Raw genomic sequence first — 26,771 nt, 5'->3', positions numbered from 1 at the left:
ACTCTATGGTTGTGTTGGATCGCATTTTTTATCCTCGATAAAAGAAGGGGAAACTCGGTTTCCGTTGCAGAAGACACGGGCATCTGTCACCCTTTTATTTCAGTTTTTACGATCAGGATTTAACGTGAATCGCACTCTTTTTGTTGTCGGCTTTTCTCTACTTCTCGCCGCTTGTGCTCGCCCAACAGACCGTGGGCAACAGTATATCGATGGTAATTTTGGCGATGTGCTTAATCCCGTCACATCGGTAGCTTCAGATAAAACCAAGGATTATTCGCTTTTCCCTGCGCAGTTGGAAAAAGTAGAAACCTTGTCGCCTTCTTTGTCTCAACCTAATCAGCCTCTTTACGACAGTGTTAAGGCGTGGCTGGCGGAAAGCGGGGAGCCAACGGCATTGACCGATTACGGCATCCAACTCGAGCAAATGGGTGGTGGTGATGGCAATGGCAATGTGATGTTCACGGGCTACTTCTCACCAGTGATCGAAATGCGTCATCAACCTGATGCGCTATTTCGTTATCCGGTTTACGCGAAGCCAACGTGTGGTGAGCGATGTCCTACGCGCGAAGAAGTTTACAATGGTGCTTTGGACGGCTTAGGTTTAGAACTTGGTTATAGCGCGTCCTTGATTGATAACTTCATCATGGAAGTGCAAGGCAGTGGCTTCATCGATTTTGGTGACAATGACCAACTTGAGTATTTCGCCTACGGTGGGAAAAATGGCCACCCTTATGTCAGCATTGGTAAAGTGCTGATTGAACGCGATGAAGTTTCAAGAGAAAAAATGTCGTTAAAAGCCATCAAAGATTGGGTGGCTGCTCAACAAGATGAAGCGACAGTGGTTGAACTGTTAAACCAGAATCCGTCTTATGTATTCTTCGCGCCGAGAGCTGCAGCGCCAGTGACAGGCACTGCTGGTATACCACTGCTGTCCGGTGCGTCTGTTGCAGCAGATCGTGTATACTTACCTATGGGCTCTGTTTTGTTGGCAGAAATACCTCAGCTTGATGAGCAAGGCAATTGGAATGGACAACATATTCTCAAACTTTTGATGGCATTGGACACCGGCGGTGCGGTGAAGAAAAACCATCTCGATTTGTACCATGGTATGGGTGAAGAGGCTGGGATTAAAGCGGGTCATCACAAACACTTTGGTCGTGTGTGGAAATTGACAAAGCCTGTAGAGGCAACAGTATCTGAAACACCAGACGCAACCGATAAATAGACATTCATTAATAAAAGAATGAACTAAGCGATTAAACTGCGCTGAACGATGTTCCAACAGACAAGAAAAAGGCGGGGTATTGACCCCGCCTTTTTGCTTTCAAAACTCGGTAATCAATTACTTGATTAGGCCTGCTTCTTTGTAGTACTTCGCCGCACCTGGGTGAAGTGGTGCAGACAAACCGTCAGAAACCATTTCTTCTTTTTTCAGGTTTGCGAAAGCTGGGTGTAGACGACGGAAATCGTCAAAGTTTTCGAACACAGCTTTAACCACGTTGTAGATCACTTCGTCTGGTACTTCAGTTGAAGAAACAAACGTTGCGCCAACACCGAAGGTGTTCACATCGCCATCGTTGCCACGGTACATGCCACCAGGAATAGTTGCTGAGCGGTAGTAGTCGTTGTCAGCAACAAGCTTTTGAGCCGCTGCATTGTTTACTTCCACTACTACGCTATCACACGCTGTGGTCGCTTCTTGGATCGCACCACTTGGATGGCCAACGGTGTAAACCATTGCGTCGATTTTGTTATCACATAGCGCTTTAGATTGCTCTGCCGCTTTAAGCTCTGACACTTGCTTAAAGTCGTCCATTGTCCAGCCCATGCCGTCCATCAGTACTTCAATCGTACCGCGTTGGCCTGAACCTGGGTTACCAATGTTTACACGTTTGCCTTTCAGGTCATCAAATGTTTTGATCCCTGCATCGGCACGAGCAACAACAGTGAACGGTTCTGGGTGAACAGAGAACACTGCACGAAGGTTTTTATATGGACCTTGTTCAGTGAATTTGCTGCTACCGTTGTACGCGTGGAATTGCCAGTCTGACTGAGCAATACCCATGTCTAACTCGCCTGCACGGATGGTATTGATGTTGTAGATAGAACCGCCCGTACTTTCTACTGAACAACGGATACCGTGGTCTTTCTTAGATTTGTTAACCAAACGGCAGATTGCACCACCCGTTGGGTAGTACACACCAGTGACACCACCAGTACCTATAGTGACAAACTGGTTAGCTTGTGCTGGCACGGCAGTACCTAAAGCAGCTGCAAAGCTCATTGCGACGATCGTAGGTTTTAACGCTTTCATGCTTTATGTTCCTTGTCGATGATGTGATTGCTTTCGCGGTGCGAGTCCGCTAATTGTAAATAGAATGTGAATCCAAGTTGCAACAGGATTATCTAATAGTTGTTTTTCCGATCGCAAGAGATAGGCTTCACGCTTCAAAGCTACGAGAGATATTTTTTCTTAAATCTTCCGCAGAATTGATATTTAAACCCATCTTTTGAGACAAGTTTGTGATTTGATGGACGAGCTCAGCATTATTTTCCGCATGCTGTCCTATTAAATTTATTAGGTTATTTTCAAATCCTACTCGGACATCACCACCTAGCGACATTGCTGCGCTTAGACATTGATGTTCATATTGCCCAAAAGCGCATGTCGCCCAAGAAATTCCCTCATTCGTTAGACGTTTAATATCGAATTCGAGTAAATCAGTCGGGGTCGACAACATGTCTTTTTTGTATTTCCCCAGTACCAATAGTAGGTGATGACCGTTATAAGGCAATGTCTTGTCATTAACCATCTGAAAATAAAGCGACAAATCTGCTGCATCATACAAAATGTATTGAACATAGATTCGACGTTCAGCCAGTTCGTAGAAAAAACGGCTCGCGGCTTTTTCATAACTGGCGTTGGGGCGAAGTTCGCGAAGGGCGAGGGAGACGGTTTCAGGCTCAGTGCCTTGAACAAGGGCGATTTGTTCTTCAGGTTGGTACATGCCAACAGCTTCGGTGGTGAGTTGAATCACCAAGTCGGAATCGAAGCAAGCACGCATTTCAGTGAGCCACTCTCGATTAAGTCCAACATCTAAGGTGTGTTTTCCATGAACGTCTCTCACATGCATGTGAGCCATGGCTGCCCCCGCGTTTGCAACGTCTCGTAGGCAGACATTCATGTCGTCGAGCGTCATGGGTAATTGCGTGTGATCTTCCTTGGTTCGACGCGCCCCGTTGGGCGCGACGATGATGGTTCTTCCTTTTTGCACGGTCAATCCTTACGCAAATACGTTATCCATGGTGCGAGAGAGTCGGCGAACAAGCTCATCAATCTCGTTTTCAGAAATGATGAAAGGTGGTGCAAGCAAGATATGGTGCCCTTGCTGACCATCGATTGTGCCGCCCATTGGGTAACACATTAGTCCTTGTGACATCGCGGTTTTCTTTATTTCGGTGTGCAGTGGACGCGATGACGCGAACGGGGTTTTCGTGGCTTTGTCTTGCACCATTTCAATACCAATGAAAAGTCCACGCCCGCGAATGTCACCGACATAGTCGTGAGCATCGAATGTCTCGCTTAAACGTTTGACTAGGTATTGGCCCTTTTCGGTCACTTCGTTCAATGGTCCTGCATCAATAGCGTTCAACGTGGCACACGCAGCTGCACACGCCAAGGGGTGAGCCATAAAAGTGTGACCGTGCTGAAAGTAGCCAGTACCACCAGCGATAGCGTTGTAGATTTTCTCATGCACCATGACTGCACCAATAGGCTGATAGCCTGCCGCTAAGCCTTTGGCGAGTGTGACAAGATCAGGCACGATCTCTTCTTGCTCATAAGCAAAATAGGTGCCTGTTCTTCCTGCACCACACATCACCTCATCGAGAATAAGGAGCACCCCATATTTGTCGCAGATTTCGCGGATGCGTTTGAAGTAACCTTTCTCGGCAACCAGCGCGCCAGCGGTAGCGCCCACGACGGGTTCAGCAACAAAGGCAATGACGGTTTCCGGGCCAACGCTCAGTAGGCGCTCTTCAAGTTCATTCGCCACGCGCTGACCGTAATCAAAGTCTGTCTCATCAGCGTGTTTATCACGGTAGGCGTAACAAGGAGCAATGAGCTCCCCATTTTGAAGCAGAGGGGCGAACGGTTCTTTGCGCCACATGTTTCCACCGACACCTAATGCGCCTAGCGTATTACCATGGTAGCTCTGTCGTCTGGCGATAAAGCGAGTACGTGACGTTTCGCCTTTCTCTAGAAAATACTGACGTGCCATTTTTAGCGCGGATTCCACCGCTTCCGAGCCACCGCTAACGAGGTAAACATGATTCAGTGGCCCCGGTGCTCTGTCGCAAAGGCGCTCCGCCAACTCTTCAGCAGCAGGAGACGTAAAAAAGCCAGTATGAGCATACGGAATAGTATTCAGCTGAGTTTGAATCGCACTCAACACGCCTTGATGGCTGTGACCTAAACAAGAAACCGCTGCACCACCGCAACCGTCTAGGTATTGACGCCCTTCAGTGTCGAGAAGAAAAACACCTTCACCGCCTGTAACCGTTGGAAGTTTAGAATGACAATGTCTTTGTAAAATGTGGGTCATGGTATCCCTGCGCCGCCCTAAAAATAGAAGTATTCAACAGTTAGTATTAACGGGTTGGAAAATGAACAGCAAACGATATAAATTCGGAGGGTATGCTAAAAACTCATAGTGTAGCGAGGCTGTAAAGAATGGCGATGCCAATTCCTCCCATGAAAACATTGCGCACCTTTACGATCGTGGCGCAAACGTTGAGCTTTTCGAAAGCGGCGAAGATTTTGAATTTGACGCAAAGTGCCATCAGCAAACAAATCCTTCACTTGGAAGAATTGATGGGATGTTCATTGTTTGAAAGAAATGGTGGGAAAGTCGAGTTGACGGATGCAGGCCGGCGCTATTTACCGTCGGTCGTTGAAGCATTAGAAAATTTACAGCACGCAACATCCACCGTAATGCAAACCTCTGAGACGCAAAGTCGTATAGACATCTCTGTGCCGCCGTCGTTAGCGAGTATGTGGCTTATTCCTAAATTGAATAGGTTTAAGCAATTACACCCAAATATCGATCTTGCGATCCGCGCCAGCGTGACATCAGATACTCAAAACCACTATCAAGGTGACATTGCGATACATTGTTTGCCACTTTCAACCCATGAAGAAGATGCAGAGTTACTTATCCGTGAGCGTCTGATGCTGGTGGCAAACCCAGATCAATGTCCGCAGCCTATTCGTGATATCTCTGAGCTGGTATCTTTGACGTCGATAAGCCACATCACGCGCCCTCAGATCTGGAATCAGTTTTGGCATGAACTTGGGGTGTCACCAGATAGCCCGACCTATGGTGGCGGATTTGAGCATTTCTATATGGCATTCGAGGCCCTGAGGCACCGTCAAGGAATTGCCCTCATCCCGCAATTTATGATTCAAGAATCTATCAAACAAGGTGTGGTGGTGAATCCTTTGTCATTGCGCTTTGATAGCGCGTATGGGTATTTCCTGTTTTGTCATGGTCATAAGCGGCGTTTAGCGGCTGTAAAGCAAGTGATCGATTGGCTGAAATGTGAAATCATCAGATCTTAATAGCGTCGAGAGTACGCTTTGTGAGCGTGGACATTTTCACGTCAAACGCGTATAAACCGCAGTCCATCAATGCAAACTGAAACAGAGCCACTACCTATGTCTACATCACCTTCACCAGCATCAGAAAGCTACCAACAACGCTTTGGCGGTACACGCCGTTTGTACGGTATGTCTGAACTGGAGATCCTTCGTCAATCACATGTGTGTGTTATCGGCATAGGTGGTGTTGGGTCATGGGCTGTAGAAGCTTTGGCGCGCAGCGGCGTGGGTACGTTGACCTTGATTGATATGGACGACATCTGTGTCACCAATATTAATCGCCAGATCCATGCAATGTCTGGCACCATTGGTCAGAGCAAAATTGAAGTGATGGCCGATCGCGTGCGAGCCATTAACCCTGATTGCCAAATCAATCTGATTGATGACTTTATCTCAGAAGACAATATCCCTGAGTACATCACGAAAGAATTTGATTACGTGTTAGATGCTATTGATAGCATCAAACCAAAAACCGCGTTACTTGCATATTGTAAGCGTAACAAGATCAAAATCATCACGGTAGGCGGTGCTGGTGGTCAAATCGACCCAACACAAATTCAAGTTGCCGATCTGACGAAAACAATCCAAGACCCTTTGGCGGCGAAACTGCGCAATAATCTACGTCGTTTCCATAACTTCACCAAGACTCAAGGGCGTAAGTTTGGTATTGATTGCGTGTTCTCAACAGAGCAATTGAAGTACCCGCAACCTGATGGCAGCGTGTGCGAAACCAAAGCGAGTGCAGAAGGGCCTAAACGCATGGATTGTGCCAGCGGATTTGGTGCGGCGACCATGGTGACAGCAACGTTTGGTTTTGTAGCAGTATCACGCATCATTGCCAAATTGACGGCGAAAAAATAAAAAGAAAAATGCGGTAAAAGTTGAACATAAAAAAGGCCGCTTCATGGAGAAGCGGCCTTTTTGCGTTTGGTGTTAAAGTACACCTAACTCAACATTATGCTTCAGCTTTCGCTGGTGCTTTTGTTGGTTCTGGCTTTTCAGTTTTAGGCTCGATAGGCAGTACCTGTTTCACATAGTTGCCTGGGGCAACGGTGAGTACAGGAAAGTTCTCTGAACCTTGTGCATAGGGTTCGATTTTCTCTTTCGGACTATATGCTTCAAGCCATTTGTCCCAGTGAAGCCACCATGACCCTGTGTTGTGACTTGCGGATTCAAACCATTCGTCCGCAGATTCACTCAACTCAGAGTTCACCCAATAACCGTATTTGTTGCGGCTAGGGTGGTTCACGATGCCTGCAATGTGTCCTGATTCACCCAACACAAAGGTTTTGTTACCACCGACATTGAGCGCGCCACGGTAAGTGCCTTGCCAAAGTGCGATATGATCTTCTTTGGTTGAAATGAAGTAGGTCGGGACTTTGATTTTGTTCAAATCAATCCACACACCACCAATTTTCACGCCTTTATCTTTCACTAGGTTATTGTTCAGATAAAGTTCACGCAGCATGAAGTTATGAGTTGCACCCGCAACATTCGTGCTGTCGCTGTTCCAGTAAAGGAGATCGAAGTCGACAGGGCTGTTCCCCTTGAGGTAGTTGTCGACATAGTAGTTCCAGTACAAGCTGTTTTCACGAAGCAAGCTGAAGGTGACGCTCAGTGAGCGGCCATCCATGTAACCTTTTTCGGTGTTTTGTGCTTCAATTGCATTGACAACGCTATCGTTAATGTATGCGCCTACTTCGCCAGGCTGAGCAAAATCGAGAATCGTTGTGAAGAACGATGCAGATTTGACACGCGCTTTCATGCGTTTTGCCGCATAGTAAGCAATGGTGCTTGCTAATACAGTACCGCCGATGCAGTAACCTGCAGCATTGATTTGCGATTGACCGGTAATGTCTTCAATCGCAGTGACTGCTTTAACAACACCTTCAGTGACATAATCACCAAACTCAACGTTTCGTTGCTGTTCGCCTGGGTTGCGCCATGACATCATGAATACGGTATGGCCTTGTTCAACCAACCAGCGCATCATCGAGTTCTTCTCGCGAAGATCAAGAATGTAGTATTTATTGACGAAAGGAGGCACTACCAATAATGGTGTTGCGTTGACCTTTTCTGTCATTGGGCGGTATTGGATCAGTTCAAACAATTCATTTTGATACACCACATCACCTGGGGTGTTCGCAATGTCTTCACCAATGCGGAAAGCATTGTTGTTTGTCATTCTGACCTTCAGGATGTCAGAGCTAGATTCAAGGTCTTCTTGAAGCTGCTCAAGTCCTTTTACTAAGTTCTCACCATTTTGCTCAAGCGTTAAGCGAAACAACTCTGGGTTTGTCCCAATGAAGTTGCTAGGAGACATCGCATTGATGGCTTGGCGAGAGAAGAAAGTGAGGCGTTCTTTCGCTTTTTCATCTAGGCCTTCTACGGCATTGATGGTTTCAAGGAAAGTACGTCCAAATAGCAGGTAAGATTGTTTGATGAAGCTATAAAACGCTTCGTCTTGCCAGCTTTTGTCTTGGAATCGTTTGTCGTCTTTTTCTGGGCCAACAATGTCTTCGCAGTTTGAAGCGAGCGCCACGTTTTGCCAGATTTCGAGTTGCTTTTCCCACCACTGCATCTGAACTTGCAACATTGCAGCAGGTTGATTTGCGGCATTTTCAAGAAGTTGAGTTGTATCATTGATACTCATTTCTTGCATTGCTTTGTTCAGGGGGGTGTTTACGGCTGCCTTGCCTTGCTCAAGATCCTTAAACCATTTCTGGTTACTCTCTTGGAGTTTTTCAAGGTAGTCCGAGAAGAAGCTCTGAAACATGTGTAAACCCTCTTGATCGGATACAACACCGCCCTCCTAGAAAGGAGGGCGGTGACCTTGATTAAGCTGGAGTAGCCGCTTTAAGGTTTTCTGAAGTCAGTTGTTCCAAATCGTCTTTGAACTCTTTAGCAACAGATTGAAGCTTCGTGCTGTCATCCATCATTTGTTGAGAAAGCTTAGTCATTGCTGCAAGTTGTTGGCTGCTGTATGACGTCAAAGAAGTCACATCAGTCACGCTGCTTGCTGCTTTAACTTGAGCTAGACCCATTTCGCTGTAAGTGCGAACTGCGTTTAGTTGAAGTTCAGTCAACGTTTCAACATTTTTAGCAACAAGCTTGTTGAATTTAACGTAAGGGGCAAGTGTTTTTTCAGTTTGCTCTGAGAATGCTTTAAACATATCTGTGTACATGGTGTATCTCCTAAGTGTTTGAATTAGTTCCAAAGGGGTTTTACGTTCGTTAGTTGCTAGCACGTTTCACGACAACTGCCGTACCCATGCCGCCACCAATACATAGTGAAGCCACACCATATGTGCCTTCACGCTTTTCCAACTCGTGGATCAGGGAAACGAGAACGCGGTTACCTGATGCACCTAGAGGGTGGCCCAACGCAATTGCGCCACCATTCACATTTGCCTTTTCTAAAATGGCTTCAGGACTGACGCTGTGTGTGTCAGCAAGCTGGTGGACAACACCCAGCGCCTGTGCCGCAAAGGCTTCATTGAGCTCAAACAGATCCACGTCGGAAATCGAAAGCTCTGCTTTTTTCAGCGCTTCGGTTACTGCACCCACAGGGCCTAAGCCCATAATTTTTGGATCTAACCCAACTTGTGCGTAGCTGGTGATTTCAGCTAACGGCTTCAAGCCAAGACGTTGCACTGCTGCTTCAGAAGCAACAATGATTGCGCTTGCGCCATCGTTCAAACCAGAAGCATTACCAGCGGTAACTGTACCTTCACGGTTAAACGCCGGACGCAATTTGCTTAGGCCTTCTTGTGTGGTATCAGCTTTCGGGTATTCATCGGTATCGAACGAAACCGTTTCACGACGTTGCTTCACTTCCACAGGGACGATTTCATCTTTGAATCGACCTGCTTCAACGGCTGCAACGGCTTTTTGTTGGCTTTGTGCTGCATAGGTGTCTTGCTGTTCGCGGGTAAGGCCAACAAGTTCAGCGACATTTTCTGCAGTAACGCCCATGTGATATTGGTTATAGACATCAGTCAGGCCATCAGTAATTAGAAGGTCTTTCATGCTGATATCACCCATTTTTTGACCGCCGCGCAGTGAGCCTGACGCCGCGAATGGGATTTGAGACATGTTTTCTACACCGGCTGCGACGACAACATCAGCATCACCACAGCGAATGTGTGTAACTGCATCCATGACAGCTTTCATGCCGCTTCCGCAAACCATGTTGATTGCGTAAGCTGGAACGGTTTGTGGCAAACCTGCAAAAATAGCAGCCTGACGACCGATACCCATGCCTTGTCCTGCACTAACGACGTTACCAAGGATAACTTCGTTAACCGCTTCTGGAGCAACGTTACCGGCTTCAAGTGCGCCTTTGATTGCAACAGCAGCAAGTTGACCTGCTGGTGTGTCTTTTAGTGAACCTGTGAATGCGCCGATAGCAGTTCGTTTGGCTGCAACGATATACACTTTTTCCATGTGAAAAATTTCCTTGCTTAGTTCATGTACAAGCCGCCGTTGACGGACAGCGTTTCCCCGGTGATGTAAGCACTTGCATCACTTGCAAGGTACGCGACTGCTTCTGCGATTTCCTCAGGACGCGCAAGGCGCTTCATTGGGATCTCGTTTTTGATAGATTCAAGCACCTCTTCGCGCATCGCTTCTACCATTGGCGTACCAGTGTAACCAGGGGCAACAACATTTGCCGTGACGCCTGAGCGTGCACCTTCAAAAGCCAATGCTTTAGTAAAACCAATCATGCCTGCTTTCGCAGCAGCATAGTTCGTCTGGCCAAATTGACCTTTCAAACCATTTACTGAAGAAATGTTGATCACTCGGCAATTGCCTTTTTCGCACATGGCGGCAAACAGAGGTTGGGTGACATTGAACAAGCTATTGAGGTTGGTATCGATAACAGCATGCCAGTTATCAGCGACCATTTTCTTGAATTGACCATCACGGGTAATACCGGCGTTGTTAACTAAAACGTCGATAGTGCCTTCTTCGGCAAGAAGTTGAGGCAGACGTTCAACACACTCTTGTGTGTTGGTCACGTCCAGTTCTAAGAGGCGTACTTGATCAGCGTTGAATCCTTTCTCCTCGAACCATTCCTCGGCACAACTTAGGTTCCCGGTGAAATACGTTGCAATCACGCGATAGCCTTGGCTGACCAGCTTTTCTGTGATCGCCGAGCCGATACCACCTTTCGATCCGGTGATGAGCGCGAGTTTTTTCATTGATGACTCCATTCTTTTAACAACAAGCAATTAAAATTGACCCCTGTAACTGCATTTGGTTATCCAAAAATACAGGCACCGATAATTATTTAGTTTTAGCGCGATAAGGGTTAAGGCTTAGAAACTTAATTAGCCTTCAAATAAAATAAATTATTATTGTGATGGTTTTATGACCACCGAGAACAAAGATATACAATCTGGTGAATAAGGCAAAAGGATGGAGGTGATAATTGTGGAAACAAGATCTAGCTCGACAAAAAATAAGCCAAAGTTAACAGGATGTTAAAATGGAGTGTACCTCGTGTTTTGTTGTGGTTTTTTTTGTGTTTTTCGTATTTGCTTTTTATAGAAACATGTCTTTTTATGCTGTTTAAAGAAGAAACGATGCGGCATAAAAATAAAGCAGTATTATTTAAGAATTAGAGGGGGATTAATGCAAAAAAAGAGAGGAATAATTGACCAGCGTCGCACTGCTAAAATGAGGATTGTACGGTAAAGTAGCGTCTATATGCGGTGAAATGCGTATCAAATCACCGCAACAATTGCAGAATTATATTTTCTTTATTTGTTCGATGATTGAGCGAATCCCATTGCTGCGAGACTGGCTTAAATGATTGAGTAAGTCCATGGCGTCGAAGTAGGCATCAAAATCAATTTTTCGAAGATCTTCACGTGTTTTACCCTCAATTTCCGCCAGAATTAATGAAATAAGCCCTTTTACAATTCGGGCGTCAGAGTCTGCCGAAAAATGATAGACCCCGTCAATCTCTTGCCAGATTAACCAAACCTCACTCTCACAACCGGGTATGTCCACGCTTTGAGCTTTAAGTGACTGATCTAAAGAGGGAAGTTTTCTTCCTAATTGGATGACAAGTCGATATTTATCTTCCCAGCTTCGGCACTTTGCCATATCACGAAGGATTGAGGTGTTGGTGATTTCAGTACCGAATGGATGTTTGGGAAAGTTATTCATGTTTGCTCAATAGTGGTTAAAGAATGTCGCAGGCTTTTTGAATGGCAGCGATGCAGCGTTCAATGTCTTCTTGTGTATTATACAAAGCGATGGATACGCGCACACAACCTTTGATGTTTAGTGCATCCATCAGTGGGTGAGCGCAGTGGTGTCCTGAGCGTACCGCTATGCCTTGTTGATCCAGTAAGGTGGCAATATCAGAGTGATGAACTCCCTTAAGTGTAAAAGCCACCACACTTGCTCCAGCCTGCAAACCAATGAGAAAAAGATCATCAATGTCCTTTATGCCTTCAACCAATTGTTTTTGTAAGGTAGCGATATGTGCTTCCGCGGCTTTTTTATCGAGCGTGTTTAGCCAATCAATGGCTTTTGCTAGCGCTAATGCGCCAGCGACGTTTGGGGTTCCTGCTTCAAACTTGGCCGGAGACGCTGAAAATTGTGTCCCTTCAAACGTGACTCTTTCGACCATTTTTCCGCCGCCATGCCAAGGAGGCATGGATTCTAGTAGTTCCGCCTTGCCATAAAGCGCCCCGATACCCGCCGGTGCAAACAATTTATGGCCGGAAAACACATAGAAGTCAGCATCAAGTGCCGCGACGTCCACCTCTTCGTGTACCACGGCTTGAGCGCCATCAACGACCACTATTGCTCCATGAGCATGTGCTTTTTGGATGATGGTTTCGATAGGATTACGCGTGCCCGTGACGTTGCTGATGTGGCCAATTGCAACGATTTTAGTTTTTTCATTGAGCAAGACATCGAAGGCGCGCATGTCGAGCGTGCACCTGTCCGTATTTATCGGAGATTTTACGACTTTCGCACCTGTTTGTTCGGCGACCAATTGCCATGGGACAATGTTCGCGTGATGTTCCATCTCGCTAATGAGGATCTCGTCGCCTGGTTTCAGTGTTTGTCGACCATAGCTTTGCGCGATGAGGTTGAGTGCTTCTGTCGCGCCACGCGTCCAAACAACGCATTCTTCACTCGCACCTAAAAACGTCGCGACGGTTTTTCTGGCTGCTTCAAAGCGATTGGTCGCTGTTGCCGTGAGTGAATGGCTACCTCTGTGCACATTTGCCGTCGCCCCTGAATAGTAATCACTGATGCATTCTATGACTGGCAACGGTTTTTGTGCTGTCGCTGCGCTGTCGAGATACACCAATCGCTGGCCATTGATGGAATGATTCAACGACGGAAAGACGCGTCGAATGCTATCGAGATGAAAGGTACGGCTTGTCATAGTAGGGTTAGTCGCTCGACTGGGCTATTGATGAAGGGAATGATCGCTTTTCTCTGAGGTTAACTCAAGTGTTGGCGCGCTGTGCCAGAAAAACATCGTGTCGCTGGTGTGTTTAATTTGGTGAAAGGGAGCAAAAAAGATAAAAAAAAGCACCGAGCCATCAGCTCAGTGCACGATAAATCTTTGTGTAGATAGTATGAAATATACGCAGCGTATATAAAAATGTAGCTAATGCTACTGAGGCTCGGTAAAGCCGAAAAAATGCAAACACAACATCGCAACCAAGAAAAAACGTGCGTAGGGTACGCTTGTTCATTGGTGCCCGCGAACTATAGGTTTTCTCTGGTGACAGAACAATGGACATTTTATAATGTTCTATATTAGAAAATCTTATGTGTAGGGAGCGGTATGGCTAGACGATTACCTCCTTTAAATGCGTTGCGAGTGTTTGAAGCTGCTGCAAGGCATTTAAGTTTTACGCGAGCAGCCGAAGAGTTGTTTGTGACGCAGGCTGCAGTTAGCCATCAAATCAAGGCTCTTGAAGAGTTTCTTGGCTTGAAGTTGTTTCGTCGCAGGAATCGCTCGTTACTTCTGACAGAAGAAGGGCAAAGCTATTTTCTTGATATTAAAGATATATTTACATCTATTGCTGATGCGACCGATCGTGTATTAGAGCGCGGCGCGAAGGGGGCACTAACCATCAGTTTGCCGCCAAGTTTTGCCATCCAGTGGCTTGTTCCTCGACTGTCAGATTTTAATCAACAGCATCCAGAGGTGGACGTGCGGATCAAAGCGGTTGATTTAGAAGACGGTTCATTAACGGATGACGTTGATGTCGCGATTTATTACGGGCGAGGCAACTGGCCTGGGCTGAGGTGTGATGAACTCTATCCTGAGTTTTTATTGCCCGTGTGCAGCCCTTCTATATTGAGCGCGGATAAGCCACTGACTTCATTTGATGATTTGAAACATCATACCTTGCTGCATGATCGATCTCGTCGCGACTGGACCGCGTACGCAAAGCACTATCAGATTAGTAACATTAATCTAAACTATGGCCCCATTTTTAGTCACTCAGCCATGGTGTTGCAGGCTGCAGCGCTTGGACAAGGGGTCGCACTGAGCAATAACGTTCTGGCACAACCCGAACTTGAGTCTGGACGTTTAGTGTGTCCGTTTGATCATTTCTTGATGAGTAAAAACGCCTTTTATTTAGTGAGCCAACAAAAGGACGCAGATTCTGGGCGTATTGCCGCGTTCAGGGACTGGGTGTTGGCGAAAGCCGCCGCAGAACAGGAGAGTATTTCTGCATGAATCAGGTTCTTATCGATGGCTCTTCTGAGGCTGACACAACGTTTATTTTTGCACATGGTGCGGGTGCTGGCATGGAACATGAGTTCATGGCAGTGGTCGCAAAGAAAATCGCTGCCCATGGTATTCGTGTCGTTCGCTTTAACTTTCCCTACATGGTGAAGCGCTCGGAAGATGGGAAAAAACGGCCACCCGATCGTGCGCCAAAGTTGCTAGAGCACTACCAAGAAATCATCGCGACATACGGCAGTAAACACACTGTGATTGGCGGTAAATCTATGGGTGGAAGGATGGCGAGTCATTTGAGCGAAGAGTCGCGTGTGGTGGGCATCGCGTGTTTGGGCTTTCCTTTCCATCCACCGGGTAAACCTGAAAAGGACAAAGGGGAACATCTTGCCCATATCGAAAAACCGACACTGATTTTGCAAGGTGAACGCGACACATTCGGAAACCGTGCTGAATTAGAAAATTACCCGTTTTCATCGTCCGTTTCTTTGGTGTTTGTACCAGATGGCGACCATAGTCTAAAACCGCGTAAAGCTTCAGGCCACACGGAAGAAGATAATCGCCAACTTGCTGCGGATAAAATTGCCGCTTTTATCGTTGAGGTATGCCAATGAAAAACAATCGGCTGGCAGCTTTAGGGTGTGTTTTTGCTGGTATAGCGGTGGCCATTGGTGCGTTTGCTGCGCACGGGTTAAAGGCACATCTTTCGGAATATGAATTGTCGATCATCGAGAAAGGTGTTCACTATCAGTTCTGGCATGCGCTGGCCCTCATTGCATTGGCATTGTGGCAAAAACAAACGGATTGCACGTACGTTGCGCTGTCAGGCGTGTTTCTTTCTCTCGGTGTTGTTTGCTTTAGCGGCAGTCTTTATGGCCTAGCACTAACGGATTGGACATGGTTGTGGCCTATCACACCTTTGGGGGGACTGAGCTTCCTTGTGGGATGGGCATTGGCAGCCTGGGGACTTTGGCGCAGCGCCTGATTGTGTTTCATCGGTCACGTAAACCTGAAACTTTGGGCAATTTGGGTATAATGGCGCGTTATTTTTACCACGGCATAGTTAAAGGCATCGTGTGAATCAGATTTTATTGTATTGCCGCCAAGGCTTTGAGAAAGAGTGTGCGGGTGAAATTCAGGACAAAGCGACACAGGTAGAAGTGTATGGCTTCCCACGAGTGGTCAAAAACTCTGGGTATGTAGTGTTTGAGTGTTACCAGCAAGGCGATGCAGAAAAGTTGATTCAGAAGCTTCCATTTAGTTCGTTGATCTTTGCGCGCCAAATGATTGTTGTGGTGGGTCAACTGAGTGATTTGGACCCAGGTGACCGCATTTCTCCTATCCTTGCGATGGGGGGGGAACTGCCAAAATGTGGTGATGTTCGCGTAGAAACGCCAGACACCAACCAAGCGAAAGAGCTGCTGAAGTTCTGCCGTAAGTTTACGGTGCCATTGCGTCAGTCGCTGCGTAAACGTGGTGTTTTGTATGCGAAAGAGCATTCGAAAAAACCGGTATTGCATGTGTGTTTTACGGAACCTGGCTGTTGCTTTGTTGGTTACTCTGTATCAAACAACAACTCCCCGCATTACATGGGTATTCATCGTTTGAAGTTTCCATCTGAAGCGCCAAGCCGTTCTACGCTTAAGCTAGAAGAAGCCTTCCATGCCTTCATTCCAAAAGATGAATGGGATGAGCGTTTGGCGCCTGGGATGAAAGCGGTGGATTTAGGTGCTTGTCCGGGGGGCTGGACGTATCAACTGGTGAAGCGCTCTATGTTCATCCACGCGGTGGATAATGGCCAAATGGCAGAAAGCCTGATGGAAACGGGGCAGGTTAAATATCATGCTGCGGACGGTTTTAAGTTTGAGCCACCAAGAAAAAACATCACTTGGCTGGTGTGTGACATGATCGAAAAACCCTATCGCGTCGCGCCTTTAATTGGTAAATGGTTAGTTGCACGTTGGGCTGTAGAAACCATTTTCAACTTGAAGTTGCCAATGAGCCGCCGTTACGAGCAAGTGACTGAAGACATCGGTAATTTGAAAAAACAGCTGATAGAAAACGGCGTTAAATTCGATATTCAAGTAAAACACCTGTTCCATGATCGTGATGAAGTGACTGTGCATATTCGACGCACAAACTGATTACGTTCTGCTGAGAAAAAAGGGCAAGTACGATACTTGCCCTTTTTTGTGCGTGATAGGGTAGGAATGTTACTTAGCGGAAAACCGAATATCTTGCAGGTTGAACCCGAGCGTTATGTCTGTTTTCAAGGTAGCAACTTGCTTACAGCGCATGGCCAGTCCTTGATTGCCTTCGAGTTTCTTTTGCCACTTTGGCTCAATATTCTCTGCTGCAAACAAATCATCAAGTGTGCCATATTGGTTGAGCAAGCTAGATGCTGATTTGGGGCCGATACCCGGCACCCCGGTGACGCCGCTGGAGCTGATGCCGACCAATCCCCAATAATCTGTCAGTTGTTGGGGCGCGACTGAAAATTCTTTTTCGATAAACGGGCTGTCCAGCCAACGCTGTTGAAAGTAGTCACGAATACGTAATGTAGGCTGCAGAAGCTGACAGTAGCCTTTGTCGGTAGAAACAATTGTTACTTGACCATTGTGGCTGGCGACTTTTAACGCCAGCGTCGCAATCATGTCGTCGGCTTCATCACCTGATGATAACAATGAATCAATGCCCATTTCCCAAAACGCATCTTGGATTGTATCTAACCCTTGTTGTAGTGCTTCAGGCATCGGCTTACGGCCTTGTTTGTATTCAGGCACGAGCTCGGCACGCCATCCGCGATCTTGTTCTGTATGGTCAAATACTGCGACCATGTGTGTGGGTTCGGATGAACGAATGATCTTGGTTAAAGCGCGGCAACAGACTTGCGCGGTAGAGGCAATATCATCAGGGTTGGGCTGAGCGGCGTGAACGCGACGGATAAGGTTCATTGCATCAATGATGACAAGGTGGATAGACATGATGTGTCCGCTAAATGAAAAAATGGCCCGATAGGGCCATTCTAATTGCTTGAGAGATAAATGAAAGGTTAACAACTGCGATTAGTTGCCATTCCCTTGGACAATCTCATAGCAAGGAACATAAGCCGTGCCTGGAAGTTTCATGCGTTGTTGTTCAACGAAACCACGCAGCAGTTTGTCCATTTTCTTCATGAGTTCCGCGTCACCGTTAATCTTGAACGGGCCGTGGCGCTCTATTTCTCGAATACCTTCTTCTTTCACATTGCCGGCGACGATGCCGGAAAACGCTTGGCGCAGTGCAGATGCGAGAAGTTCAGGGCGTTGATTCATGTGCAAATCAAGGTTCGCCATGTTTTCGTGTGTGGGTGCAAAAGGCAGCTGGAATTCAGGTGCGATTTTTAACGACCAGTTAAACGAGTAGGCATCGCCTGTTGATTGGCGGTGAGCTTTCACCGCAGGCATTGCTTGCTTAATAATACGCGCGGCTTTTTCCGGATCACCGATGACGATTTCGTAATATTTTGTGGCCTCTTCACCAATAACATCTCGAATGAATTCGTCTATCACACGGAAGTAATCCGCGCTTTCTTTTGGTCCTGTCAGCACCACGGGCATCGGCTGATCTGCATTGTCTGGGTGCATCAAGATACCCAGTAAATACAGCAACTCTTCTGCTGTTCCTGCGCCACCAGGGAAAATAATGATCCCGTGGCCACAGCGCACAAAGGCTTCCAAGCGTTTTTCGATGTCTGGCATGATAACCAGTTCATTGACGATAGGGTTTGGTGGCTCTGCTGCGATGATTGATGGCTCAGTCATGCCAAGGAAGCGGCTGTTGGGCACACGTTGCTTGGCGTGGCCAATGGCAGCCCCTTTCATTGGGCCTTCCATTGCGCCGGGTCCGCACCCCGTGCATACATTCAGCTCTCGTAGCCCCAGCTCGTTACCTACCTCTCTTGTGTACTGATACTCGATGGCATTGATGGAGTGTCCGCCCCAGCAGACAACCAAATTAGGATCTCGCCCCGGCACCAAGGCTTTCGCATTGCGCAGAATGTCGAAGATGAGGTTGGTGACGTGGCTGGAATTGGTCAGGTTGAACACTTTGGCGTGTTCTAGCTGCATGTTTAAGTGAATGATGTCTCGAAGCACTGAGAACATGTGTTCTTGAATACCACGAATGATTTTTCCATCAACAAACGCATGTTCAGGTGGGTTGATGAGCTCGAGCTTCACGCCGCGTTCTCGACGCATGACGCGAATGTCAAAGCTCTTATATTGTTCCAGTAGCTCTTTAGAGCTGTCAGTGTGGCTACCAGAGTTAAGTACCGCTAACGAACAGTTACGGTACAAGCGGTACAGATCGCTTTTCGCGGTGTCCTTGAGCCTATCGACTTCAAGTTGGGAGAGTAGATCCATTGCCCCGACTGGGCTGATATGCGTGATCATAGTCACCTCCTGTGCAGAGAAAACACACTTTGTATTAGAGGGGGACCCTAAGAATTTTATTTCAATGAAGATTACAGGTGGTTAATTAATCAACACTTTCATTGTTATAAAAATCAGTGTGTTAATTAACCATACACACAGACTTTTAGTTTATCCAGTTATCAATAGAAAAAAGCGGGTGGCGGGAGAGAGCGAGGGGAGGGGTAAACAGCACTGCCATTGACAGTGCTGTTATGCCCAAATTAGCTTGTTGCGGCCATTATTTTTTGCGTTGTAGAGTGCGCCATCCGAGCGTTCTAGCACGGTCACCGTGCTGTCGCCGTCTTGGAACATGCTTGCGCCGATGGACACGGTGACAGTGAGACGGCTGTCCTTAAACTTGAAGGGAAGTTTGGACACGGTTTCTCGTACATTATTGAGCATTTCTTCACGTTCTTCGGGTTTTGCATCTGGAAGCAATACCACGAATTCTTCGCCACCAAATCGCGCAATGAAGTCGGTGTCTCGAAGGCATTGGTGAATGGAGCGAGCAACGACCTTGAGCACTTTATCACCCACTAAATGCCCGTAGGTGTCATTCACGCTTTTAAAGTGGTCGATGTCGATCATGGCTAGGCAAAATGGCGTTTGATACCTCAACCAGCAGCGGTACTCATGTTCTAAACGATCATCAAGAGCGGCGCGGTTGTACACCTTGGTCAGCGGATCGAGCAGCAATTTTCGTTCTTGGTCACCTAAACGACGACGGTAATCCATGGTTTGCTGGTAAAGCGCTTCCAGTTTTTGGTCGTTGTGTTTGAGTTGTTCTAGTAGCTGTTGTTCACGCTCTTCCAGTTCTTTGTTTCTTGCAACGAGCGATGACAGATTCACTGCGACTTGAGAAAGGTGAGGCCTTACTTGCTCTAACGATTCGGCTTCCTCAAGGTGTGTTTCGATGGCGTTCACGGAAGACGCTAATTCTTCGTTAAAGGCGCTACGTTGGGTGGAGATGGTTTGAGAGTTGTCGATAGAGCGGCCGTTGTGGCGCTGGAGAATTGATAGATCTTCATTCAATTGCGACAAAAAAGCTTGAGAGGCTTTTCTCTCGTTACGTGTGCCATCCAGAATGAGCTGCACCGATTCTAATGTCAGCTCAAGCAAGGTTTGTGCATCGGGCGACAGCAAGAGTCTATTGCGGATGTCTAGCAGGCGATCACCCACTTCATCATCGAAATCTAACTCAGTGATCAAGTGCTGAAGTTCACTTGAAAGCTGAGAGATGCGGTCAATATTCAGGAGTTCTTTGGCAGACAATCCGTTCGATGGCAGAGAGAGCAATTTGAGTGCACGTTCATAGAGTTGAAGCAATGCCACTATCTTATCTGTGCTGCTTTTGCTTTCCGAGCCGGAACTTTGAAGTAAGTTTCGAAGGTCACGCTTTAGCTGTGCGGGTAAGCCTGTTAAGCATTTGAGGGTCTCACCGCTTTGCTGAAATTGGCATTCTAGGGCATCGCTGGCTTTTTTCTGAGTATGAGTATGTCGGTTGACCATTCGCTCCACCAATGCGAGCTGAGGAATTATTCGACTGACATCATCTTGCGCTTCAAGTTCTCGGCGAATCTGAGACAGTCGCTCATGGAGCAATGGATCATCTTGCGCTTGTGAAGCGGCAATCAGTCGGGAGATTAACCTTTTCAGGATCGTCGTCTCGCGCCGAGATTTAAGGGCTAAATCTCGGAACACCAGCTGAGAATGCTGCAACTTTTCTTTCAGTGTGATGACTTCTTCATCTGATGAGAAGTTGGACATAAAACTCGACGACGGCTCCAAACAACGCACAGTGAAAAACTCACTGAATACAGGGTGTCGTGCCTGAAAAAGTTACAGGCACAGCCTCTAGCTATAACGGTTTATTACTATGGTTATCAATAAGCTGGCGCTAATTTTTGTCAGATTCGTGAAGCGTCTGCCAGTTAATGCCTTCGCTTGCTGAAGTTTTAACCTTAATTAAGCCAGAACCAATGGCGTCAAAGCAGGCTTTTCGCACATTGGTATTGGCAAAACATGCTGCGGGTGTGGATTCAATTGCGCTTAAATGTACCCATTGACTGGTTTGTTCAGCCTTACAGGCTTGGCGCGCGGCGCTGGTGGCCATTAAGAGAATATCGATGAGTTCTTTGTCATTGATTGATGTAAATGCGCGAGGCAAAAATGGGTAATCCGCCATACCAATACGAAGACGATCATCCACGTCATCCAATTTCGCGTGAACGACAAAATCATTCACCATGGATTGAATTCTTTTTGCCATTTTATCAGGGTCGTTGAGTGTGACGGAATCTGGCTCGATGTAGATAAACATGGCATCAGAAAAATGATACACGCGTGCGGGGTCAGATATCTGAGACACAAGGTAGTCACCCAGTTCGCGTTCCAATTCTAGACCTTGATGGTAGCCATGCTGGAGATACACCACTTTCAAGAAAGGCACTTCAAACATGGCAAAACTCAGTTTGTCACTGAGTGGCTCGTGGATCATCTCACCCAAATACCACTGTTCAAAGTTGGCACTGGTTTTCGCCAGTGAATTCGATAGCCTGTCATTGAGCATTCGCAGGTTTCGTAGCCCACTGCGAGGGTGGGTGTAAAGCGCTTTACGTAAATCTTGCAGTTCACCAAGTCGTTGGTTAGCGGCGCGATGGCGTAAAATCAACACCAATAAAATGACGCTTAAACTGCCCAGCAAGAAAAGGTTAATTTTCTTCTGTTCTACCAAGGAGCTGACGTTTTCACCTTGTCGGCGTTCAATATCATCAAGTTGCAGTTGGCGCTCGATCACGCGTTGACGTTCTATGAATGACTCGGCTTCAAGAATTTGTCGGCGGTTTTCACTTCGACGGCTGATTTGGTCATAGCGACGTTGAATTTCGAGCGCTTTCTGATACTCCCCTTTTTGCTCGTAAGCTCGGGAAAGGCGAGAAAGGCACTCAAGCATGAGGGTGCGGTCACGCAAGACTTCTGCACCGCCGAAGGCTTTCTTCAATGCATCAATGGCGACATCAGGCATTTGAGTAATGACTGCCAGTTCACCTTGAAGAATGTAGGCTTTTGTCAGTGGGCGAGTGAGTACGGCCTTTTCTGCGATTTCAATGGCATTCGCTACGTACTCTTCTGCTTGCTTATATCTGAGCAACTTAAGGTAAGTACTGGCGATTGATACGTTGATGCTGGCAATGTTTTTAGTACGATCGAGCAATTGTTCAATGTCGAGCGCATTGAAATAATGCACCAGCGCAAAATTATATCGCCCTTGTTGACTGTAAATATCAGCGAGTAGGGTTTGTGCTTCAGACAAGCCTCGGACTAAATCAAAGTTCTCGTAAAACTCAGCGGCTTGGTTGGCGTGTTGTAATGCCTTGTCGAGTACACCTTGCTGTTGATAAAGCTTGGTCAGAGAAACGTTGGCACTGGCAATTTGAATGGCGAAGTCATTTTCGCTGGCGAGCCAATAGGCACTGAGTAATTCAGACAGCGCGCGCTCGTAAGATTTTTCGTTTAGGAAGTAGTTACCGAGTGCAATTTGATATCGTGTCTTTTGCTTTAATTCAGGCGTATCACCCAGTTCATTTTTTACTGCATCGAATTGCGCGATCGTCTCAGCACTGTGGTTCGTTTCTGACGTGATGATGGCATTAAGCAACAACGCTTCGAATGTCAGGTTGGCAATGGTATTTGCACGTTTAGGGTCGCGCTTTCCAATTTCGCTGATGACGGTTTCAAGCGCCTTTTTTGCTGCTTGTTTGTCTTCATCGAGATAGTACAGCACAGAGGCTTCTGTGAAGAGAAGCTCAAGCTCTGCGAGCTTTAAGCTGTTTTTTTCGACCATGCTTCTTGCTGTCGCAAGGGCTTCCCATGTGGCATTGTGATCACCCAGAGTACTTTGTGCTTTACCTATAATGAGGTAGGCGTGAACGGTGTTTAATGGGGTGCGAATAGAACGATCTGTTTCGTTGTTGCTGTGTGGGCGATTAGTCGCTTTCGATAAACGGCGCTGCTCTAAATATCGTTCGGTGATTTCTAACGCTTGTTCAGGGGCCGTCACCACCATTTCTTCTGCTTCAGAAAGAATAGGGGGGGAATACATCCTTGCTTGTCCATTCAGGCTGAACAGCATTGAAAAAAAGAGCAGTGCGGTTGGCAATAATCGCATGTTGGTTTCTTGTCGTTGGAAGTGAATCTGGCCTGTTTACCCAGTAACCTCAACATGCTTATTCAGCGAGTGTTGGTCGGGGTGATAAACAGGCCAGTCGTTCAGTTATTGTCGAGCGAGTCGATTATTTTCGCTTGGTGTTTTACCCATGTTAGTACGGTATGGGTTAATGTCTAAGCCGCCGCGACGTGTGTAACGCGCGTAAACCGTTAGCAACTCTGGTTGGCAGTATTTCATGATATCCGTGAAAATACGTTCAACACATTGCTCGTGAAATTCGTTGTGACTGCGGAAAGACACGATGTAACGCAGCAATTTTTCGCGGTTGATGCGTTTGCCTTTGTAAGCAATACGCACTGAACCCCAATCAGGCTGGCTGGTGATCAGGCAGTTTGATTTTAACAGGTTACTGTTAAGGGTTTCGCTTACCATCGGGCCGTCTGCGGCACCTTTCAGTAGGCGAGAATCGAATACATAGTCATCAATCGTGATGTCTTGCTCATCAATGTTCTCGCCGCCGAAAGCAACCACGGGTGTGTTGGTGAATTCTTCCACTGGAAGAATGGTCACGTCGACATCTTCGCCAGCACACGCTGACAAATCTTTCGCTAAAGTGTCGACCACTTCTTGCCAGTTTTTAAATTTTGTCTGGTTAAAGCTGTTGAGGTAAAGCTTGAATGACTTGGATTCAATTAAGTTTGGGCTGGTTGCAGGCAGGCGCACTTCGCCGATTGCCACTTGAGGCAAACCTTTTGCGTTAAGCCAAGACAGTTCGTAAAGTGTCCAAACATCGTAACCGGTAAAAGGCAGCGTCTCTCCCATATCGAGATCGTCGCGGTTAAGGCTTCGTGGAACAGGTTGTAAAAGCTCAGGGGCATAATGCTCCTGATAGTCCGTTTTCTGACCTAGCGTCAGGCCAGCAAGTTCTTTTGCATCTTGATATTTGCTCATACGGTTTTGCCACGGATCGATTAGAATGCGCAAAGTTTACTGAATCTTGAGGAATCTTGCTAATGAATCACTCTGTCACTCACGCGCTTTGGTCATTCAGCGAGCGCTTTGTCTCTGCGTGGAACGAACAACATGGCTCAAAGCCGCAAAGTGATGCATATATTGGCTTAGCATCGCCGTGCATTGTGCAAGAGACGGATGATGTGGTGATTTGGCAACCTATTCAACGTGATGCGTTCGCCGATTTCAGTAATGTTGAAGAGGGGATAGGCATTTCTCTGCATGAAGATGTGATCTCTTTTTACGCGGGTCTCTATTGCGGCGACATGACGGCGCAATTTGAAGGCCTGAGCCTGGAACTGATTCAAGTGTGGAGCGATGAAGACTTACCACGCTTGCAAGAGAACATGTTGGGGCATTTGTTGATGCAAAAGCGTTTGAAGCAAAACCCAACCGTGTTTATTGCTGCGACGGATGATGAGCTGGATGTAATTTCCATCTGTAACGTCACGGGCGAAGTCATCAAAGAGCGCATTGGCACTAAGATCCGTGATGTGCTCGCGCCCAACGTTGAAACCTTTCTTCAACATCTCTCGCCGGAGGTGTAACGCCATGTACGTTGTAGAACTGACGTTTGAGTGTTTTGATGACACCACTGTTTCAGCCGTCGATCTGGCTGTGAATGGCTTGATGGATGCGTTGAGGTATAACGGACAGGTGTTAGGGCGTGAGTTTCCTATGGTGATGGGGGATGGGCAATTTCATGTACGTGCGGTTTGTCCTGAAAAAGACAGTTTGAACCCGAAGTTTCATAGCCCACAAGTCGCGTTAAAGATTCGCCAATTGTCTGAAGCCTCTTTGCTTTCACCCAAAATGAAAGTGCTTGGCCGAGACATCAATTCAGAAGCCAGTGCGGAAGACACGCCACGCAGCTGGCAGGTGCTTTATACCACTTATGTGCACACTTGCTCACCGCTTCGTTGTGGTGAAACCTTATTACCCATTCCTTTACATCGACTTCCAGCTACCTTCAATGGCGATCATAAAGCGGTAGTGAAATGGCAAACGGAATGGCAGGCTTGCGATGAGATTCAAATGGCAGGTTCGTTCAATGCTGAGTATGCAGCTCTCGCTGAAATCCAAGATGCTGACAGTAGATTGTTTCGTAAAGGGTGGGACATTCGTGGGCGTATTGAGTATTTAACGAAGGTACCTACGTACTACTATCAATATCGCGTGGGTGGTGATAGTGCAGAGTCTGAACTTGAACGGAAATGTCCCAAGTGTGGCGGCGATTGGCGTCTCGATTCACCGATACATGATGTTTTCCACTTTAAGTGCGATGATTGCCGTATCGTGTCAAACCTGTCTTGGGACTTTCAGTGATTACTCGATGAAGCGCTTTTCCAGCGCCTCTATCCGTTCTGTTAGTGTACTAACTTGCTGCTCTAGCTCTGCAATACGTGCTTCTGCACTCTTGTCTACTGATACCTTTTCAATTTTTGGCACCACGCCATTTTTCTTCCAGCGTTGCAACGCACTGATGATCAACGGCATGGGAACTGCGCCAGTAAGGCGAGATTTTATCAACGCGACACTAGGCTCTTTGCCATCAGCAATTAAAGAGTGAATGGCTTGCTCGAGCATCGCGGTATAGTCCGTTTGCATCTTTGGTTTCCTACGTTAACGATTTTTCTGTTCACGTTACCTGAAGCGCTAAACATTGAAAAGGTTGCCGAATACGAAGCATATAATCGCAGGTTGGGTCAGGTTTTTCTGAGCAGGGTATCGAGAGTATCTATTTGTTCTGTCCAGTCTGCATCTTGAAGCTGTGCTTCTTCCAAGAATTGACGCTGACTGACAGTCCAAAATACTGCAGATATCAGCGATTGATCTTCGGTGAGAGGGTGGTCTGCAATAAAGGAGGAAATTGCATCACCCTCAGACGGTAAACCGAGTTGTTGAAAAAGACTTTCGAGATTGTGTGTAAACACTTCCATGGTTATCTCCCCGCAGTAATATTTCCAAACGACACCCTTTCTACATTAGTTCAGCATGTGCATTCGTGGTGAAAAAAGCGTGGCTCGATACTGGGAGTGACATAAAATTGTTCAAAAGGTAACCGAGATCAATATGTGCCAAATGTGGGGTTGGGATAAACGGGAGGTGAGGTGTGAGATATCTCTTACAAGACCGTACGTATTTCATGCTTTCTTTTATGGTTATTACGCATGCTTGATAATTATTTAATTTAAATACAACAGCTTACAGTTAGTGTCTTTGGGCTGGATTAAAAATGTGATTTTGATCGCTAATCAGTATCTTGTTTAGAATTCCAGTTAGCGTAATCTTCTCGGTGTCGGAAGGATACTGACACACGGAACAGGAACTAAACCATGGACTTGGTTGCTCAGGATGAGCAGGTAACGCAAGGATTGTGTTACTAGCAAGGAAGACGGAATAGGGAATGGATGGAACCGTAGCGATGAAATGGAATTTTATCGGTCAGGATGACACTTAGGACAACCCAGGATGGGGGCTTAAGGAATCACTTCAGGACGAAGTTAAGGACACCCTCAGGATGAGGACGAGAATCGAGACAGGAAAGCTCGATGGGTCATGGTAAGACCGAAGGACACCTCCAGGACGGAGAGATAAGGAAAACGCTGAAGGATTCAGCCACTGATCAAGGAATGATGCAGGGAGCACTTTCGTAGCAGGACAGCTGCAAGTAAGACCTCAGGGCGCGACTATATGTCGCGCCCGTTCTTTTTCTGGCTTTGAAAACGTCACCATTCCCCCCTT

At 46.8% G+C, this 26,771-nt stretch carries 25 protein-coding genes; 9 read left to right on the top strand and 16 right to left on the bottom strand.

Features of this window, described 5'->3' with window-relative positions; all coding sequences use genetic code 11:
• Positions 1 to 124: 124 nt before the first annotated feature.
• Complete coding sequence (gene mltA / locus BM082_RS20670) at positions 125 to 1,225, top strand: murein transglycosylase A (RefSeq protein WP_074928442.1); 1,101 nt, start codon at positions 125 to 127, stop codon at positions 1,223 to 1,225.
• 117 nt (positions 1,226 to 1,342) lie between these two features.
• Here the strand turns inward: mltA and BM082_RS20665 are convergent, their stop codons facing one another.
• From BM082_RS20665 to BM082_RS20655, 3 genes are all read right to left on the bottom strand, one after another.
• Positions 1,343 to 2,314 carry a TAXI family TRAP transporter solute-binding subunit gene (locus tag BM082_RS20665; RefSeq protein ID WP_017012238.1) on the bottom strand — a complete coding sequence of 324 codons (972 nt, stop codon included), beginning with the start codon at positions 2,312 to 2,314 and terminating at the stop codon, positions 1,343 to 1,345.
• Between the two features lie 127 nt (positions 2,315 to 2,441).
• A complete protein-coding gene (locus BM082_RS20660) occupies positions 2,442 to 3,275 on the bottom strand; it encodes a beta-keto acid cleavage family enzyme (protein WP_017014297.1) in 834 nt (277 codons plus the stop codon).
• 9 nt (positions 3,276 to 3,284) lie between these two features.
• Positions 3,285 to 4,604: an aspartate aminotransferase family protein gene (locus tag BM082_RS20655; protein WP_017014296.1), complete on the bottom strand. Its 1,320-nt coding sequence runs from the start codon at positions 4,602 to 4,604 to the stop codon at positions 3,285 to 3,287.
• 134 nt (positions 4,605 to 4,738) lie between these two features.
• Between BM082_RS20655 and BM082_RS20650 the strand changes: the two genes are divergently transcribed.
• Both BM082_RS20650 and tcdA read left to right on the top strand, forming a co-directional pair.
• On the top strand, positions 4,739 to 5,620 hold the full coding sequence (locus BM082_RS20650; protein ID WP_017012235.1) for a LysR substrate-binding domain-containing protein: 882 nt from the start codon (positions 4,739 to 4,741) through the stop codon (positions 5,618 to 5,620).
• A 96-nt stretch (positions 5,621 to 5,716) separates the two neighbouring features.
• Complete coding sequence (tcdA, locus tag BM082_RS20645) at positions 5,717 to 6,520, top strand: tRNA cyclic N6-threonylcarbamoyladenosine(37) synthase TcdA (protein ID WP_017014295.1); 804 nt, start codon at positions 5,717 to 5,719, stop codon at positions 6,518 to 6,520.
• Positions 6,521 to 6,614: 94 nt separating this feature from the next.
• Here the strand turns inward: tcdA and phaC are convergent, their stop codons facing one another.
• From phaC to csdA, 6 genes are all read right to left on the bottom strand, one after another.
• Positions 6,615 to 8,435, bottom strand: a complete 1,821-nt coding sequence (gene phaC, locus BM082_RS20640; RefSeq protein ID WP_017014294.1) for a class I poly(R)-hydroxyalkanoic acid synthase — start codon at positions 8,433 to 8,435, stop codon at positions 6,615 to 6,617.
• 61 nt (positions 8,436 to 8,496) lie between these two features.
• Positions 8,497 to 8,844, bottom strand: a complete 348-nt coding sequence (locus BM082_RS20635; RefSeq protein WP_017012232.1) for a phasin family protein — start codon at positions 8,842 to 8,844, stop codon at positions 8,497 to 8,499.
• A gap of 49 nt (positions 8,845 to 8,893) precedes the next feature.
• Positions 8,894 to 10,105, bottom strand: coding sequence for an acetyl-CoA C-acetyltransferase (locus BM082_RS20630; RefSeq protein WP_017012231.1), 1,212 nt, complete (start codon positions 10,103 to 10,105; stop codon positions 8,894 to 8,896).
• 17 nt (positions 10,106 to 10,122) lie between these two features.
• The gene (locus tag BM082_RS20625; RefSeq protein WP_017012230.1) at positions 10,123 to 10,863 is read right to left on the bottom strand and encodes an SDR family oxidoreductase; all 741 of its coding nucleotides are present in this window, start codon (positions 10,861 to 10,863) and stop codon (positions 10,123 to 10,125) included.
• 550 nt (positions 10,864 to 11,413) lie between these two features.
• Positions 11,414 to 11,836, bottom strand: coding sequence for a cysteine desulfurase sulfur acceptor subunit CsdE (csdE, locus tag BM082_RS20620; RefSeq protein WP_017017469.1), 423 nt, complete (start codon positions 11,834 to 11,836; stop codon positions 11,414 to 11,416).
• 16 nt (positions 11,837 to 11,852) lie between these two features.
• Positions 11,853 to 13,076, bottom strand: coding sequence for a cysteine desulfurase CsdA (csdA, locus tag BM082_RS20615; protein WP_017017470.1), 1,224 nt, complete (start codon positions 13,074 to 13,076; stop codon positions 11,853 to 11,855).
• 408 nt (positions 13,077 to 13,484) lie between these two features.
• On the opposite strand from csdA, the gene BM082_RS20610 reads away from it, so the two are divergent.
• The 4 genes from BM082_RS20610 to rlmM all read left to right on the top strand — a co-directional run bounded on the left by BM082_RS20610 (position 13,485) and on the right by rlmM (position 16,537).
• Positions 13,485 to 14,390: a transcriptional regulator GcvA gene (locus BM082_RS20610; RefSeq protein WP_017012227.1), complete on the top strand. Its 906-nt coding sequence runs from the start codon at positions 13,485 to 13,487 to the stop codon at positions 14,388 to 14,390.
• Positions 14,387 to 15,007, top strand: coding sequence for an alpha/beta family hydrolase (locus tag BM082_RS20605; RefSeq protein ID WP_074928438.1), 621 nt, complete (start codon positions 14,387 to 14,389; stop codon positions 15,005 to 15,007). The genes BM082_RS20610 and BM082_RS20605 overlap by 4 nt, the downstream gene beginning before the upstream one ends.
• Positions 15,004 to 15,378, top strand: coding sequence for a DUF423 domain-containing protein (locus tag BM082_RS20600; protein ID WP_017012225.1), 375 nt, complete (start codon positions 15,004 to 15,006; stop codon positions 15,376 to 15,378). Before BM082_RS20605 ends, BM082_RS20600 begins: the two co-directional genes overlap by 4 nt.
• Positions 15,379 to 15,469: 91 nt before the next feature.
• Positions 15,470 to 16,537, top strand: a complete 1,068-nt coding sequence (gene rlmM / locus BM082_RS20595) for a 23S rRNA (cytidine(2498)-2'-O)-methyltransferase RlmM (RefSeq protein WP_017012224.1) — start codon at positions 15,470 to 15,472, stop codon at positions 16,535 to 16,537.
• 69 nt (positions 16,538 to 16,606) lie between these two features.
• Here rlmM and xni read toward each other — a convergent pair whose 3' ends face one another.
• The 5 genes from xni to queF form a co-directional block, all read right to left on the bottom strand.
• Entirely contained in the window at positions 16,607 to 17,377 is a 771-nt protein-coding gene (gene xni / locus BM082_RS20590; protein WP_017012223.1) for a flap endonuclease Xni, read from the bottom strand.
• Positions 17,378 to 17,458: 81 nt separating this feature from the next.
• Positions 17,459 to 18,826 (bottom strand): nucleotide 5'-monophosphate nucleosidase PpnN, encoded by a 1,368-nt coding sequence (gene ppnN, locus BM082_RS20585; RefSeq protein WP_017012222.1) that lies wholly within the window; start codon positions 18,824 to 18,826, stop codon positions 17,459 to 17,461.
• Positions 18,827 to 19,057: 231 nt separating this feature from the next.
• Positions 19,058 to 20,614, bottom strand: a complete 1,557-nt coding sequence (locus BM082_RS20580) for a GGDEF domain-containing protein (protein ID WP_017012221.1) — start codon at positions 20,612 to 20,614, stop codon at positions 19,058 to 19,060.
• 130 nt (positions 20,615 to 20,744) lie between these two features.
• The gene (locus BM082_RS20575) at positions 20,745 to 23,015 is read right to left on the bottom strand and encodes a tetratricopeptide repeat protein (protein ID WP_074928435.1); all 2,271 of its coding nucleotides are present in this window, start codon (positions 23,013 to 23,015) and stop codon (positions 20,745 to 20,747) included.
• Positions 23,016 to 23,120: 105 nt separating this feature from the next.
• On the bottom strand, positions 23,121 to 23,966 hold the full coding sequence (gene queF / locus BM082_RS20570) for an NADPH-dependent 7-cyano-7-deazaguanine reductase QueF (protein ID WP_074928433.1): 846 nt from the start codon (positions 23,964 to 23,966) through the stop codon (positions 23,121 to 23,123).
• Positions 23,967 to 24,028: 62 nt separating this feature from the next.
• Here queF and syd point away from each other — a divergent pair, with 62 nt between their 5' ends.
• Positions 24,029 to 24,574, top strand: a complete 546-nt coding sequence (gene syd, locus BM082_RS20565) for a SecY-interacting protein (protein WP_017017476.1) — start codon at positions 24,029 to 24,031, stop codon at positions 24,572 to 24,574.
• Between the two features lie 4 nt (positions 24,575 to 24,578).
• Positions 24,579 to 25,352 carry a Zn-ribbon-containing protein gene (locus tag BM082_RS20560; RefSeq protein ID WP_074928431.1) on the top strand — a complete coding sequence of 258 codons (774 nt, stop codon included), beginning with the start codon at positions 24,579 to 24,581 and terminating at the stop codon, positions 25,350 to 25,352.
• On the opposite strand, the gene BM082_RS20555 is transcribed toward BM082_RS20560, so the two are convergent.
• Together BM082_RS20555 and BM082_RS20550 are read right to left on the bottom strand one after the other, a co-directional pair.
• Positions 25,353 to 25,634, bottom strand: a complete 282-nt coding sequence (locus BM082_RS20555) for a hypothetical protein (protein WP_017017477.1) — start codon at positions 25,632 to 25,634, stop codon at positions 25,353 to 25,355.
• A gap of 98 nt (positions 25,635 to 25,732) precedes the next feature.
• Positions 25,733 to 25,966: a DUF2789 family protein gene (locus tag BM082_RS20550; RefSeq protein WP_017014285.1), complete on the bottom strand. Its 234-nt coding sequence runs from the start codon at positions 25,964 to 25,966 to the stop codon at positions 25,733 to 25,735.
• Between the last annotated feature and the right edge of the window lie 805 nt (positions 25,967 to 26,771).

Origin of the sequence: Enterovibrio norvegicus DSM 15893, from assembly GCF_900115495.1 — a bacterium.
GTDB classification, from domain to species: Bacteria; Pseudomonadota; Gammaproteobacteria; order Enterobacterales; family Vibrionaceae; genus Enterovibrio; species Enterovibrio norvegicus.
Note: the sequence above shows the minus strand (reverse complement) of the source record. Positions and strands in the feature narration are given on the sequence as shown.